The 15,387-nt window shown below is 43.8% G+C and carries 12 protein-coding genes; 1 reads left to right on the top strand and 11 read right to left on the bottom strand.

Annotation, left to right across the window (positions count from 1 at the left end; translation table 11 throughout):
* Positions 1–24: 24 nt before the first annotated feature.
* Together argJ and argC are read right to left on the bottom strand one after the other, a co-directional pair.
* Positions 25–1,263, bottom strand: coding sequence for a bifunctional glutamate N-acetyltransferase/amino-acid acetyltransferase ArgJ (gene argJ / locus MHB84_RS16135; protein WP_076287631.1), 1,239 nt, complete (start codon positions 1,261–1,263; stop codon positions 25–27).
* Between the two features lie 116 nt (positions 1,264–1,379).
* Positions 1,380–2,429, bottom strand: a complete 1,050-nt coding sequence (gene argC, locus MHB84_RS16130; RefSeq protein WP_076287630.1) for an N-acetyl-gamma-glutamyl-phosphate reductase — start codon at positions 2,427–2,429, stop codon at positions 1,380–1,382.
* Between the two features lie 330 nt (positions 2,430–2,759).
* Between argC and cls the strand changes: the two genes are divergently transcribed.
* A complete protein-coding gene (gene cls, locus MHB84_RS16125; RefSeq protein WP_072733585.1) occupies positions 2,760–4,208 on the top strand; it encodes a cardiolipin synthase in 1,449 nt (482 codons plus the stop codon).
* A gap of 210 nt (positions 4,209–4,418) precedes the next feature.
* Here the strand turns inward: cls and MHB84_RS16120 are convergent, their stop codons facing one another.
* The 9 genes from MHB84_RS16120 to fliD form a co-directional block, all read right to left on the bottom strand.
* A complete protein-coding gene (locus tag MHB84_RS16120; protein WP_076287629.1) occupies positions 4,419–5,324 on the bottom strand; it encodes a YitT family protein in 906 nt (301 codons plus the stop codon).
* A gap of 99 nt (positions 5,325–5,423) precedes the next feature.
* A protein-coding gene (prfB, locus tag MHB84_RS16115) for a peptide chain release factor 2 (protein ID WP_099859210.1) occupies positions 5,424–6,537 on the bottom strand; the annotation gives its coding sequence in 2 pieces (ribosomal slippage) (positions 5,424–6,464 and positions 6,466–6,537; 1,113 coding nt in all).
* Positions 6,538–6,978: 441 nt separating this feature from the next.
* A complete protein-coding gene (secA, locus tag MHB84_RS16110) occupies positions 6,979–9,483 on the bottom strand; it encodes a preprotein translocase subunit SecA (RefSeq protein WP_076287627.1) in 2,505 nt (834 codons plus the stop codon).
* Positions 9,484–10,264: 781 nt separating this feature from the next.
* Positions 10,265–10,828, bottom strand: a complete 564-nt coding sequence (gene hpf, locus MHB84_RS16105; protein ID WP_072733587.1) for a ribosome hibernation-promoting factor, HPF/YfiA family — start codon at positions 10,826–10,828, stop codon at positions 10,265–10,267.
* A 417-nt stretch (positions 10,829–11,245) separates the two neighbouring features.
* Positions 11,246–11,443, bottom strand: coding sequence for a cold shock domain-containing protein (locus MHB84_RS16100; protein ID WP_024631599.1), 198 nt, complete (start codon positions 11,441–11,443; stop codon positions 11,246–11,248).
* A 247-nt stretch (positions 11,444–11,690) separates the two neighbouring features.
* On the bottom strand, positions 11,691–12,935 hold the full coding sequence (gene fliB, locus MHB84_RS16095; RefSeq protein WP_143764519.1) for a flagellin lysine-N-methylase: 1,245 nt from the start codon (positions 12,933–12,935) through the stop codon (positions 11,691–11,693).
* Between the two features lie 234 nt (positions 12,936–13,169).
* Positions 13,170–13,505 (bottom strand): hypothetical protein, encoded by a 336-nt coding sequence (locus MHB84_RS16090; protein ID WP_083678750.1) that lies wholly within the window; start codon positions 13,503–13,505, stop codon positions 13,170–13,172.
* Positions 13,506–13,507: 2 nt separating this feature from the next.
* Positions 13,508–13,891, bottom strand: a complete 384-nt coding sequence (gene fliS, locus MHB84_RS16085) for a flagellar export chaperone FliS (protein ID WP_076287624.1) — start codon at positions 13,889–13,891, stop codon at positions 13,508–13,510.
* 19 nt (positions 13,892–13,910) lie between these two features.
* A complete protein-coding gene (fliD, locus tag MHB84_RS16080) occupies positions 13,911–15,380 on the bottom strand; it encodes a flagellar filament capping protein FliD (protein ID WP_076287623.1) in 1,470 nt (489 codons plus the stop codon).
* Positions 15,381–15,387 lie beyond the last annotated feature (7 nt).

Here is a 15,387-nt window from a genome sequence, read left to right as displayed (position 1 = left end):
TTAACTAAAACTAACCACAAAATATTACGTGCGGTATGCCGCGTTAATTCGTACATAGTCGTACGTCAGGTCACAGCCCCATGCGATGGCCGTTCCCTCGCCGTGGTGCAGATCGACCACAATCCGTACGGTATCGGTCTGCAAGTAGGCCAGCGCCGCTTCTTCGTCGAATACGACTGGACGGGATTGTTCAAGTACAGAGATGTCTCCAAGACGGATATCCACCGTCTCCGGGTTCACCGGCTGTCCCGCGCGCCCTACGGCTGCAATAATGCGTCCCCAGTTGGCATCCGCACCAAACATCGCGGATTTCACCAGGCTGGACCCAATGACGGTCTTTGCAATAGCTTGCGCAGATTCATCACTTACGGCACCCGTTACCTGTACTTCTACCAGCTTGGTTGCTCCTTCGCCATCGCGCGCAATGGCTTTGGCAAGCACTTCGCACACATAAGTGAATCCGGCAGCAAAAGCATCCCAATCCGGATGTTCCACGGTCAGTTCTTCGTTCCCTGCCAGACCGCTGGACATGGCTACAAGCATGTCGTTCGTGCTCGTATCTCCATCCACTGTAATCATGTTAAATGTATGATTGGTCGCCTGACGCAGCAGGCGCTGCAACGCTTCTGCACTAATGACCGCATCAGAAGTCATAAAAGCCAGCATCGTCGCCATATTCGGATGAATCATCCCTGATCCCTTGGCAGCACCCGCAATCGTAATCGTTTTGCCGTTCACCTCAACGGAGACGCAGGCTTCTTTTTTCACCAAATCGGTTGTCAGAATAGCTTGGGAAAAATGCTCCGCCTCTTCTGCTTCCTTGCCCAAATGTGCCGGAAGTCCGCTAATCCCCGAGTGTACAGCGTCCATCTTCAGCAATTCACCAATGACACCTGTAGAAGCTACAGCAACATCCTCTTCTGCTACACCCAACTCACGTGCGGCCGCCGTACGCATGGCGTAGGCATCCTCTTCACCTTGTTGTCCAGTACATGCATTGGCATTCCCGCTGTTCACGATGACTGCCTGAAGGCGTCCATTGCTCAAGCTCTCACGTGTGACTTTCAGAGGTGCGGCTTGGAATACGTTCGTTGTATACACCGCAGCTGCAGTTGCCGGCACGTCACAGCGAATCGCTCCGATGTCGTTACGAGACGTTTTTTTCAATCCGCAGTGCAGTCCACCAGCAGTGAACCCGAGCGGGGTTACAATCGTTCCGTTCTCAACTATAGTAAAAGCCTTTTGCTCCACATTCGTTCCCATATGTTATCCCCCGTTATGCGTTCGGCTGCATGCCGATTGTCCGCTTGCTTTGCCTGATCCGTTTTCCCCACATTGTATCGGAATTGCGCCTAGACGCTCTCCCAATGATTCAACCCTTATGGATATACTGGAGTCATGTTCAGCCCGAGGTTCTCCTCCCATCCCATCATCAGGTTCATATTTTGAATGGCTTGCCCGGATGCACCTTTTACCAGGTTGTCGATGACCGAAATAATCGTCAAACGACCTGTACGAGGATCAGCTGCAAATCCGATATCACAATAGTTCGATCCGTACACTTCCTTCGTTGAAGGCCAGATCCCCGGCTCACGTACCCGCACGAACGGACGATTTTCATAATATTTACGGTACAGATCAACGATTTCACGGTCACTGTGTTCACCAGTTAGATTGGCATACATCGTACTCATGATTCCACGCGTCATCGGCACCAGTTGAGTTGTGAACGTTACTGTGACTGAAGTGCCAGTGATATTTCCCAGCACTTGCTCGATTTCGGGAATATGCTGATGTTTGTTCAGTTTATATGCTTTGAAATTCTCATTCATTTCTGCATAATGATACGCCAGAGCTGTTCCCCGTCCCGCACCCGATACACCGGATTTGGCATCAATGATGATACTGGAAGGGTCAATCCATCCTGCCTCAACAGCTGGAATCAATCCGAGTAACGTAGCCGTTGGGTAGCAGCCTGGGTTGGAAATAAAGTTCTTGCCCTTCACTTCGTCGCCATACACCTCTGCCATGCCGTATACCGCCTGTTCCAGCAATGTAGCAGAAGGTGCCGGATGTTTATACCACTCTTCATACACCGTTCCATCCTTAAGTCTGAAGTCTCCAGACAGATCAATGACCTTAAGCCCTGCTTCAAGCAGGCTCGGAACGAGTTTTGCGCTGACACCAGACGGGGTTGCTGTGAACACCAGATCTGCACGACTTGCGATCTCAGCCGGGTCCACGCCGTCGAGTGGCCTCTGAATCACGTCCGTCAAATGCGGGAATCCATCTGCGATGGACTCACCACTGCTGGATGAAGAGATTACCGAAGTAATTTCAACCTGCGGATGGTTCTGGAAAAAACGAATCAGCTCCACCCCGCCGTAGCCGGTGGAACCGACGATTGCCACTTTTAATTTGTTATTCACTCTCGCTCCCCCAATCTTGTCGTATGCGCTACTTATACTGTTCTCCTGCTCCCAATGAGCTTTCATACAGCAATTCCGTCGCTTCTATGCATATTTGTGTATTATTATACGACTCTAGTTATATAAATACAACACTCTATCATCAATTTTACATGGATTCTCATCGCTTCCGAACATATCTTTCCAACATCTGCGGACGAACCCGTATACTTCTGCTAAAATACGTATTATAGGAAACATTACAACCAGGGTCTAATTCATAATCAATCTACACGATGAAGGGTTTATGAATGGATTCATGATGGTCATTATGAGACATGGGGGACTACAGTGCATATCGAATCCATTTTACTTGTTGTACTCCTGGGCCTGAATATTATTTTCGCTGCAGCGGTCGTTTTCTTCGAACGAAAGGATGCCAGTGCATCCTGGGCTTGGCTGCTCGTCTTGAACTTTATTCCGGTATTCGGGTTTGTACTCTACTTATTAACAGGGCAAAACCTGACGCGCTACCGACTTTTCCAGTGGAAAGAGCGCAAGAAGCTTGGGCTTGAAGAACGTATTGCTGCCCAGCTTGCACAGCTGCAAGACAATAGAACACCTTTCCGTAATCAAGCGACAGAGAGTAGTCAGGACATGATTTATATGAACCTGAAGCAAAACGATGCTCTGTTGACCGAAGATAACGCGGTCGAGATTATTACCGACGGAACAGACAAATTCCAGCGGTTGCTCGATGATATCGAGGCAGCGAAAGATCATGTTCACGTGCAATACTACATTTATAGAGGTGACCGACTCGGCAAAAGAATCCGGGATGCACTTATTCGTAAAGCGCGCGAAGGTGTCAAAGTTCGTCTGCTGTATGACGCGCTGGGATCGCGGCGGGTATCCAAACGCTTTTTCAAAGAATTGCGCGAAGCAGGCGGTTTGGTTGAGGTCTTTTTTCCATCCAAATTCAGTCTGATCAACCTGCGTATGAACTACCGAAATCACCGTAAAATCGTCATCATTGATGGCAACCTTGGATATACAGGCGGGTTTAATGTAGGGGATGAATATCTCGGCTTGAATTCCAAGTTCGGTTACTGGCGCGATACTCATTTGCGTATTCAGGGTAATGCTGTTCATGCTCTTCAGACCCGTTTTCTTCTCGATTGGAATGAAGCGTCTAAGCAGCACGATACACCGTATGTTCCGGCGCATTTCCCTCATATTGAGGGCACAGGAACAACTGCTATGCAGATTGTATCCAGCGGACCGGATGCAGAGACAGAGCATATCAAGAACAGTTATCTGAAAATGATTAATGGAGCCAAACATTCGATTCTGATTCAGACGCCTTATTTTATTCCAGATGCCAGTGTATTCGAAGCCATTCGTCTTGCGTGCCTGTCAGGAATCGATGTTCGCATTATGATTCCAAATAAACCGGATCACGCCTTCGTATATTGGGCTACGCTATCTTATATCGGTGAGTTGTTAAAGGTGGGAGCAACTGTTTTCATCTACGATAACGGCTTTATTCATGCCAAAACGCTCATTATCGACAGTATGGTCGCATCCGTGGGAACCGCTAATATTGATTACCGCAGCTTCCGATTGAACTTTGAGGTAAATGCATTTATGTATGACGAGGCGATTGCGACTACTCTTGTGCAGACGTTTGAGCATGATCTTCTTGTATCCCGTGAGATGACGTTAGAGGAATACAATAAACGCAGTGTGAAGATCAAATTTAAAGAAGCGATTTCTCGTCTGCTGTCTCCGATTCTCTAGATACAGTAGTAATAGAAGGATTATCAGTCAAAAGACAAAACAAAAAGCAGGTGCTTCCTTTCCAGCTATGTCTGGTGAAGGAGTACCTGCTTTTTTAGATTATAAATTTACTTTCTTATTATAAGTTAACGTATGACCTCTACACTGCTCTCCTTTATCATGTAAATGTGAATGTTAAGTTCATTGCTAGAGTGTCCTACTCGCTGTACCTTACAATTCCCCACGCTTAAAGCCTTCGCCCAGTACTTCATGCGCATTGCTAATAATGACAAAAGCCCCCGGGTCCACGGACCTAATCAAAGCTTTCAGTCTAGGCACCTCATTCTGTCCGACCACCACCATCAGTACAGTACGCTGATCGTCGGTGTAACCACCTTTTGCCTCCAGCTTCGTCAGTCCGCGATCCAGATCATCCAGAATCACCTTCGTAATCGGTTCGGTCTGGTTGGAAATAATATAAGCTACCTTCGAGTTACCAAGCCCCATCTCTACGGCATCTATGACTTTTCCGGTAACGTATAATCCGATCAGAGCAAAGAGTGACTGCTCCAATGACAATACAAAGGCAGCCATAATAATGACCGTAGCATCCATCATCACAACGCAAAGAGAGTAACTCAGTCCACTATATTTTTGTACGATCCTGGCCAGAATGCTCATGCCCCCTGTTGAACCTCTACCCCGATATACGATTCCAATCCCGAGACCAACCCCAATTCCTCCATAGAGTGAACCAAGTAGCGGATTCGTTGTTGGAATGGCCCAGTCTTTCGTGAGGTATACAAACAGTGGCAGTACAATACTGCCGAGTACAGAACGTATTCCATACTGCTTGCCAATCAGAAGAAAACCCGCGATCAGAAGCGGAATATTAATAGCCCACTGGGTGTATGCCGGCTCAAGCCCCAGCCAATGTTTGCCCAATATTGATAACCCGGATACCCCACCTGAAGCAATCTGGTTCGGAAGTAAAAATAAATTAAAGGCCACGGCAATCAAAAACGAACCTAAAATAATGGATACGGTATCTACAACGTTTCTCCATGGGCCGTTCAGGGGAATGAGCGTGGTTAGCCTCTTCTTGCGGTTATTGTGTAACGGTTGTTGCTGTTGCATGTCATCTTGCTCTCCTTTTTTGTATATATGCTCAAAAAAAAGCCCCTGTATACACCCAGCATACGCCTACACGTATCGGGTCTATACAGGAACTTTTGATTAATCGGTATCTACTTTAATCTGGCTGCGCAAATAACCATCGATGAATCCATCGAGGTCGCCATCCATTACTGCTCCTGTGTTTCCAGTCTCCACGCTCGTACGGTGATCCTTTACCATACTATAGGGATGGAACACATAGGACCGAATCTGGCTACCCCACGCAATATCCGACTGTTCTCCTCGGATTTCGTCCAGCTGTTGTTTTTGTTCTTCAATTTTACGTTCATACAATTTGGAACGAAGCATCGTCATCGCTCGCTCACGGTTCTTAATCTGTGACCGTTCATTCTGACACGTTACAACCACACCTGTTGGAAGGTGAGTAATCCGTACAGCTGAGTCGGTGGTATTGATATGCTGTCCACCCGCGCCGCTCGCACGGTACGTATCGATCTTGAGATCTTCTGTTCGAATATCCAATTCAATCGTGTCATCAATCTCAGGCACCACATCACAGGATACGAAGGAAGTATGCCTGCGTCCTGAGGAGTCAAAAGGTGAGATTCGCACCAATCGGTGGACACCCTTCTCGGCTTTCAGATACCCATAAGCATTGTGCCCCTTGATGGATAGCGTGACACTCTTGATTCCTGCTTCATCTCCTGCCAGATAATCCAGCACCTCAACCTTGAAGCCACGTTTCTCGGCCCAGCGTGTATACATCCGCATCAGCATCTGTCCCCAGTCCTGTGACTCGGTACCACCAGCACCTGGGTGAAGCTCGAGAATGGCATTCATCTTGTCATACGGCTGATTCAGGAGAAGTTGTAGCTCGAACTCTTCTACCTTGCTCACGATGGCTGTCACGCTGTTACCGATCTCCACGGCCAGATCATCATCGCCTTCTTCGTCAGCCAGTTCTGCCATCATGACCGCATCGTCATAATCCTGCTGCAGCTTGGTGTATTGATCCACAGATCCCTTCACCGCGTTCAGCTCGGCGATTAAGGATTGTGCCTTATCATTATCATCCCAGAAATCAGGGGCGGACATCTTCACTTCGAAGTTCTCAATCATCTCTTGCTTAAGATCTAAGTCAAAGAGACCCCCTAAGATTTGTTAGTTTCTTGCCTATTTCACGCAGGTCCTGCTTCACGCTTGGATCGATCATGTGCAATTCCTCTTTTCATTAAGATAAGCTCCCCGCATCCAGGGCATTCCTCCAGATCAAGTATCCGATGCTTCACCTTGGAGTCTAGGTTACCTTTATATCGGCAATCCTCCTCTCCTTGATCATGGTCACATAGTTATAACTATGCACCAATTACAGGTTATGCATCCTTCACTTGATCATTTGGAATACCCGGCTGCAAGGAGCCGTTCATGTCATTCTATTTAAGTTGGTCAAACATTCGTTACACCTTACCACTCCGATTGCAGTAGCATCTTCCGATCGCTCTTATCCCCAGATTTCCTTAATTCCCTTTCACAAGGGGAAAATCCGGTGATAAAGGCGAACGCGTTGCTTCTCCAGTTGCTTCTGCACTCTCCGTTATGGTGTAAAAAATTTAGATCGAACTTATATACAGGGTAATATAAGAGAGTCGTTTAACTACTCTTGACCGTGGCAGTGTTTAAACTTTTTGCCGCTGCCACATGGACACGCATCGTTACGTCCGATTTGGTCAGACACTTTTACCGGACGTTTCTCCGTAGGTTCGCCGCTTGTCGAGATCTGACTTTCATCAACAACCGCTTGACGCTCCTGATTGCTCTCGATTTGTGCTCTCATCACATAGGTTGCCACTTCTTCCTGAATCGAAGCAATCATCTGATGGAACATTTCGAAGCCTTCGAACTGGTACTCACGCAGTGGATCTGTACCGCCGTAGGCACGCAGGTGGATACCTTGACGCAATTGATCCATCGCATCAATATGATCCATCCATTTGCTGTCTACTGCACGGAGTACAACCACTTTCTCGAATTCACGAACCATCTCTTCACCGATTCGCTCTTCACGTGCATTGTACTTGTTCTGAACTTTCTCAAACAGGTAGTCGATAATCTCTTCTGCTTCTTTGCCCCACAGATCATCTTTCGTTACAGAGCCTTCATCCAGCAATTTGCTGTTCATGTAGTCGGCGACTTCCTGCAGTTCCCAGTTTTCCGGAATGTCATCACTGCAATGAGCTTCTACAATACGTTCAATGGAAGGCTTGATCATATCCATAACGATTTGTTTGATATTCTCGGACTCAAGCACCTCGCGGCGCTGTTTATATATAATTTCACGTTGTTGGTTCATGACATCATCATATTGGAGAACGACTTTACGTACGTCAAAGTTATTACCTTCAACCCGTTTTTGTGCCGACTCCACCGCACGGGTAATCATCCGGCTCTCAATCGGTTGGTCTTCTTCAAAACCAAGACGCTCCATCATGTTCAGTACATTGTCTGCACCGAAACGTCTCATCAGCTCGTCACCCAGTGACAGGTAGAACTGTGTAGAACCAGGGTCACCCTGACGTCCTGCACGTCCACGCAGCTGGTTATCAATCCGACGAGATTCGTGACGCTCTGTACCAATGATATGAAGGCCGCCCACTTCAGCTACACCTTCGCCCAGGATAATATCCGTACCCCGTCCAGCCATGTTGGTTGCAATCGTTACTGCACCGGCTTGTCCAGCTCCTGTGATGATCTCCGCTTCTTCAGCATGATATTTGGCGTTCAGTACCTGGTGACGGACACCGCGGCGTTTCAGCATATCGGAAATACGCTCGGAGTTTTCAATGGAAACCGTACCAACCAGAACCGGCTGGTTCTTGCTGTGACGTGCCACGATTTCTTCCACAACCGCGTTGAACTTGCCATCGATGCTCTTGTACACCACATCAGCCATATCATCCCGTTTGTTTGGACGGTTGGTTGGAATCTGCAATACTTCGAGACCGTAGATTTTTTTGAATTCTTCTTCCTCGGTTTTCGCTGTACCCGTCATTCCCGCAAGCTTACGGTACATCCGGAAATAGTTCTGGAATGTAATCGTAGCAAGTGTCATACTCTCGTTCTGTACTTCAATGCCTTCTTTGGCTTCAATCGCTTGGTGCAATCCATCGCTATAACGACGTCCTGCCATCAGACGGCCTGTGAACTCATCGACGATCAGTACTTCTTCATCACTCACCACATAATCGACGTCACGACGCATGATTACATTGGCTTTCAATCCCTGTACGATGTGATGGTTAAGCGTAACATTGGCATGATCATACAAGTTTTCGATACCAAATGCTTTCTCAGCTTTCGCTACACCAGCTTCTGTCAGCGCTACGGATTTCACCTTGATGTCCACCGTAAAGTCTTCTTCTGGAACCAGACGTTTCACGAAACGGTCAGCTGCATAGTACAGATCCGTAGATTTCTGAGCTTGTCCGGAAATGATCAGAGGTGTACGTGCCTCATCGACCAGAATGGAGTCCACTTCATCAATGATACAGAAGAACAATGGACGTTGTACCATCTGCTCTTTGTACAACACCATGTTGTCACGCAGATAGTCAAAGCCAAATTCGTTATTCGTACCGTACGTAATATCACATGCATAAGCATGTTGTTTCAAAGCATGGTCCATACCGCTCAGGTTAACCCCTACCGTCATGCCCATGAATTCATAAATTTGTCCCATTTCCTGGCTATCCCGTTGAGCCAAATAATCATTGACCGTTACCACGTGTACACCTTTGGACATCAATGCATTCAGGTATACCGGGAGTGTTCCTACCAGTGTCTTACCTTCACCCGTTTTCATCTCTGAAATCCGGCCTTCATGAAGGGCAATGCCTCCGAGCATCTGTACGTCATAGTGACGTTTGCCCAGTACACGGCGAGATGCCTCACGTACGGTTGCAAATGCCTCTGGAAGAAGTTCATCTGTTGTTTCTCCCTTTTCAATGCGGGCACGGAATTCCTCCGTTTTGGATTTCAGTTGTTCATCAGACAGAGCCTGAAATTGTGGTTCCAGTTTATTGATCACATCGACTGTCTTCATCAGACGTTTAACATCACGTTCGTTCATGTCGCCGAAGATCTTTTTGACAAGTCCTAGCATGGTATACCCCTTTCGTGCAAAACAGAATAGACCCCCTGCTGCCGCCGCGCGACACCATCGGATGGATATGTATCCACTTGCCCGGGGGTGACAAACGATATAAAAAATAATATAAATGAATCAACTCCAGGCTTGCCAAGGTTCCTCATGAAGCTGATTCGGTATTCAACCGGATCCGGTTATTAGAAATAAGCCGAATACCGAGCCTTATGAATCATGTTCATGGTGCTGTGCCTGTCATTGATTATGATTAGCGATCATTCGTTGACAATTCCTCATCAGGACAATGATTCTCTTGCATAAATTGTAACAGTTTGTAAGGGTCGCCGCAACACGCCACAGCACACTTCTTTGAACTTCTAAAGCCTCTCCGATGGAGTTTAAGTGCAAAAAATCATAGTCGTTAGCGGAAGCCCTGGATTCTATCGTTTCATTTTCCATTTAGATAAGGCATGTTAACGAATTTTGGTGGTAAATTTGGATTAAAATCTCAATATAGAGAAAAAGAATACACCTTTAACGACTTCTCCGCAAGCACTGAAAATTTTGCTTTCACTTTCCACGGATTGGTCTCATTCCTACTATCTATTAGACGCAGTAACATGGGAAATAGTTTCACTATCTTGCTTCAGCGACTTTTCCCCAGCCCATCCACGCACAAAAGAGCCCCATCCCATAAAGGATGGAGGCTCTTGTTAGTTTAATCCAATACAGGAATCCAACGTATCCCTGTCTTCATTCGTTATCATTAAGGAATCATTTTTCATTTCAATTCATTGGTTCAACCTTGTTCAATCAAACCGTATTTACCATCGTTCCGTTTGTACACAACACTGACTTCTTCGTTCTCAATGTTGGAGAATACGAAGAAATTGTGGCCGACCATGTTCATTTGGAGGATAGCCTCTTCCACGTCCATTGGTTTCAACATAAACCGTTTCGTCCGCACCACTTCCAAATCATCATCTTCGGTCTCCGTATCCAATTCAGCGGTAGCTACTGTACCTGTCGGATCTTCGACGAAGAGCGTTTTCAGGCTGCCTTCCTGACGGAACTTACGGTTAATTTTCGTTTTGTGTTTACGGATCTGACGTTCCAGCTTGTCCACCACGGAATCAATGGAAGCGTACATATCGTCGCTCTCATCCTCGGCGCGGAGCACAATGCCTTTCAAAGGGATCGTCACCTCTACTGTATGCAAGCCTCTCGTCGTGCTCAGGGTAACAGCACCGTCAGAGTTAAGGGGTGCATCGAAATACTTCTCGAGTCTACTCAACTTTTTGTCGACATAATCCTTCAAAGCATCGGTAACCTCGATTTGTTGACCTCGAATACTTAAATTCATAGGGCACTCCTCCTTTTCCTTTGCCACTTCATTATAACACGAATGTAAGCGCCATGTAAAAACTCCCGGTGACCGAATAATGACATCTGTTCAAGCCACATCAGCCAACATAGGCTTACCGCCATATTTCGCGATATTTCACCATTTTGAGGCATAATCGTTAATTAACATGGATGGTCTTATTAGGCGCTTGATGATGTAATTAACCGTTTCCGAGCTCCTTCAATCTATTATGTAAAATGAATACAAACTATGTCTTGAATCTATCAAATTTATATGAATAATGTTCTATGGCTGATTCTCAAATTTCGAATCTATTAAAACAAAAAAAGACCCCGGAAAAACCGGAGTCTGATGCTAGCGATAATTCAATTGGTAACCATCTAACCATATATGTAGGTCGGATTGTCCGGATGATTATAATTTGATTACGTTAGCTGCTTGCGGTCCACGCGCGCCTTCGACGATGTCGAATTCTACGGATTGACCTTCTTCCAAAGTTTTGAATCCTTCGGATTGAATTGCGGAGAAATGTACGAATACGTCGCCGCCGTCTTCAGTTTCAATGAAACCGTAACCTTTTTCTGCGTTGAACCATTTTACTTTACCTTGCATGCACTAACATTCCCTTCGTCATCAAATGAAGTGAGGTTGTGTCAAAGACCCTTGCCCACAACTCAGATAATACCATCCAAAGTTATCCATTGTCAATTGGTAAAGTAAATGTTTTCTTGGAATTTTTTGTAGATTTATGTTGCTTAATTTTGAACACGGATGGACCCTTAATCTTTATAGCTCCCTTCTGAGCTCAAGTAGCTGTTTAGCTGTGTTCTCAATCATTAACCACAGTAGTTAGTTTAAATCAATTTTTAATTAGTAAACTTAAATGTCCCATGGAGGAATATTGTTTCTCAGTAAGAAATTCAATTATATTTTTCACATATACATTTGTATGTTCTGATGTCTTAGTAAACGATTGAATAAGTTTTATGACCTTATCTGTTGTTAATCCTTTATGTTTAATTGACATTCCAATGAGAAGAAGCTTTAACAAGACATAATGACTTACCAATATTATATATATCTTATATACATTTCCACTCTCACTTTTAGGGAATAAATGCGAATATATAAAGTTAACGGCATAATTTTCAAAAATATACTCATATTCATCCATGAAGGGTTTATAATAGGACAGATAACCTTTCTGGTAAAAATCAACTAAATCTAGTTTGTCGTCTGTTTCTTTGTGCTCATTGAGTCCATCCAAATAGTCTTGCACACAAGACGCAAATCTTGCATTTGAACCTATGTTCCCAAGATTTTTAGAGATAATATTGTTTAGTGTAATAAATTGAAATTCATGATCCTGGGGAAAAGTTCCGTAGTCCTGTAACTCTGCATTGTTATTAATCATCTCTTTAAAATTTTCAATCAAACCTTTAATATCACTTTCACTTTCTTGCTTTTGATTGATCAACCGTTGCAGTTGTTCACAGAACAAACCCATTATGATTAACCTATGTGGGAAACTGTAATTCCTATTTTGAATAATTTCAATAGCAAAGATCCGGATATCCCAGAAAAAATTCATGAATGTGGGATTTCCCTGATCAGTAATGATTTCACCCTTCGATTGAGCATTTTTTTGCAACATAGCCTCAGTATGTGTAAACTCCATTTTTTCAGGGTTCAACAATGCTAATCTGGCCGCTTCTGGACATGACATCACTGCAGAAATTTCCTGCTCGTTATTTACCCAGAATATATTACGTGGATACGTAGCACATATGGGCGCCAAATACCTCTCTCCAAGCGAAGCTTGTATAGTACATAGCTTTTGTTCGTCTAACATGGAACAACATCCAGTGTCACCATCCATTTTCATTCTTGCAAACTGTTCATTTGTTCTTGAAGGGGTATCAATCTTTTCAATACCCGTTCTAAAGCTATCCCTTAATGCTTTTTGTGACACACTCGTAAGATTGGTATAGGTTGTTTTATCAATTTGCACCTTCCATCCTATACAGCAACTATCCTCACATTCAGATCCGATACATTTAAAATCCAGCATATATTTCGGTACAAGTGCAGCTGAACTACTCATCATTATTCCACTCCTTAATTATGAATTTGTTTATTATTATTTACATATTAGTAAAATAAACTGAGACTTAATGTTTGAATGACTTCTCTTCTATAGGAATGGTTGACCTATAAAAACATCAAAAGTTTCATTCATATTTTAATATATCGGCATACATGACTCAGATAATTAACTCAGTTGAAGAGCAAAAAAAACAAAAAAACCGAATTTTCAATGAAAATTCGGTTAACTTCATCACTTTCTATCATCAATGAATAGACTGTCTGGAATGTAATTTGTCTGATATGCCACCTGCTGAGCTTTGATTGCACCCTGCTTCTCCAGGAAATCAGAAGCTTCATTTTTAAAAAACTCCATCCGAGATTTTATTAGAGAATCGTAGTTAAGAATAGACACAATCTGTTCTTTTTCTTCTTCGGTAGGCTTCTCTTGGAGAACCAGAAGTTGTTGAACGAGTAACTCCCTCTCCCCCGTAAAGCTCTCTAACTCTTCATACGTCACTTCGCTTAACCTGTCTACTATTTGATCAGTTAATAATGTTAATTTCATTAGGAGTTCCTGAAAATTCATGTTTAGCCCTCCGCTATCATCCCTGGTGATTTGGCCACCTCTACCCATGCTTCTCTTAGTTCAGAAAGATGCTCCAATACTTCCATAGCTATATCCTTATTCTTTTTTATATTAGCTTCTACGAGCCGATTCAACATGTACTCATATATGGACAACAAGTCAGTAGAAATGGAATAATTAAAGTTTAAAGATGCAATTAATTCATTAATAATTGCTTGAGCCTTGCAGAAGTTATTGTTAGCCTTCTCTATATTCTGCTCATCTACACCCTCAATCCCTATATTGACAAAACGAATGGCTCCATCATATAACATAATCAGTAATTTAGGTTTAGAGGCAGTCTGCGCTTGCGTCTGTTGATACTTTTGATACGGTGAAGTAATCAATTATATGCCCTCCTTATAATCAAGACAAGAAGCTGGTAAGTGAGCCAGAGATACTATTATACTTATTAATTGCCACTTCCATGGCGGTGAATTGTTTATAGTACTGTGTCTCTTTCCTTGTCATGAGACTATTCATAGTCGTAATTCGATTGTCAATATTTCTAAGTTCCACTCCCATTAAACTAGTAGCCAGAAATGATGCATTCAGATCACTGTTTGTTTTGGAAGTTCCTGCCTTCTGAGCCATGCTTTCTAGAGAGGATGAAGAGATTTTCCGTAGTCGTGTATATATACCATCCGTGGCATCATATCTTTGACTTGATCCGGATGAACCAATTTTGCCTGAACTAAACGCATTAGCAACAATATTCGGGTCTGAAGCGATAGCCTGCTTTAATTTATCTTCATCCAAATATAGCTTCCCTTTTTCAGACCAAGTTCCTGTAGTAATACCAAGATCGGCAAGGTTTATTTTTTTTCCATTGCCAAGATCAATATCCTCGATAATTGCTGATCTCATGTCGGAAATTGCTTGTCTTAATATACTATCGTTTTTCAACATTCCGCTCTTAGCTTTATCTTCCCAGAGCTTGATCTCATCTTCTTTCATATCCTCTTTTTGTTCCGAAGTTAGCGGTGTATATTTCAAATACCTTTCTTCATCACTCTTGCTATTAAGTGCTGCCAATATTTCATTATATGCAGTCACAAATTGTTTAACGTTATCTACGATTTTATCAGTATCCTGTACCACTTCAATTTTGGAAGATTGCCCAGTAGAATGAACTCCTGTCAAGTTAATTTCTACACCATTCAAAGTAAAACGGTTAGATGTTTGTTGCATAGAAATTCCATTGACTGTTAATTTCGCATCCTGGCCACCTGTTGGTGATGCCAAATTGAACTGATCAATAATATCACCACTAAAACTGAGTTGTGCATCAGCTCCTGTGGTTTTGTTTGTTAATGAAAGCTTACCCAGTGTCGGGTCATATACAGCTGTCACCCCGGCGTCCTTATTGTTGTTGATTTTAGCGACCATGGAATCAATTGTATCTGTTGCATCAAAGTTTATCTCAATATCGTTTATTGTAATCTTCGTTTCAGTTGAAATGTCGGAAATGAGAGTGGATCCTGATTTATTACCAATTCCAGTGGCACTTACAGTACTCGCCGCTTTAGCTAGTTGTTGTACACTAATATCAAGTGAACCCGTACTCGCCGATCCTGTGGCTGAAGCAGATAATACACCGGCCGTTCCACTAACTTCAGCCTTTTTCGTTTGAGTTGAACTGCTCAGACTCAAATTCATTAAGTTCGTATTTGAGAATGTAATGAACTTCGAACTAATTTCTCTATAACCTTCTCGTTTCCATTCAACCAATTGCTTTTGCTGATTAAGCTTGTCTAATGGTAACCTTTGGGCTTTCATTAGTTTAGCTACCATCGAATCAATATCCATACCTGAAGCAAGACCTGTCAGTCTCATAGCTTGT

Source organism: Paenibacillus sp. FSL F4-0087 (genome assembly GCF_038020215.1).
GTDB lineage: Bacteria > Bacillota > Bacilli > Paenibacillales > Paenibacillaceae > Paenibacillus > Paenibacillus taichungensis.
This window is presented reverse-complemented; position numbering and strand designations above follow the sequence as displayed.

Bases quoted from the DNA above. Each gene is read 5' to 3' on its own strand.
- secA (WP_076287627.1), bottom strand. From the start codon at position 9,483: ATGCTAGGACTTGTCAAAAAGATCTTCGGCGACATGAACGAACGTGAT.
- argJ (WP_076287631.1), bottom strand. From the start codon at position 1,263: ATGGGAACGAATGTGGAGCAAAAGGCTTTTACTATAGTTGAGAACGGA.
- MHB84_RS16100 (WP_024631599.1), bottom strand. From the start codon at position 11,443: ATGCAAGGTAAAGTAAAATGGTTCAACGCAGAAAAAGGTTACGGTTTC.
- MHB84_RS16120 (WP_076287629.1), bottom strand. From the start codon at position 5,324: ATGCAACAGCAACAACCGTTACACAATAACCGCAAGAAGAGGCTAACC.
- fliD (WP_076287623.1), bottom strand. From the start codon at position 15,380: ATGAGACTGACAGGTCTTGCTTCAGGTATGGATATTGATTCGATGGTA.
- fliB (WP_143764519.1), bottom strand. From the start codon at position 12,935: ATGAGTAGTTCAGCTGCACTTGTACCGAAATATATGCTGGATTTTAAA.
- MHB84_RS16090 (WP_083678750.1), bottom strand. From the start codon at position 13,505: ATGAATTTTCAGGAACTCCTAATGAAATTAACATTATTAACTGATCAA.
- hpf (WP_072733587.1), bottom strand. From the start codon at position 10,828: ATGAATTTAAGTATTCGAGGTCAACAAATCGAGGTTACCGATGCTTTG.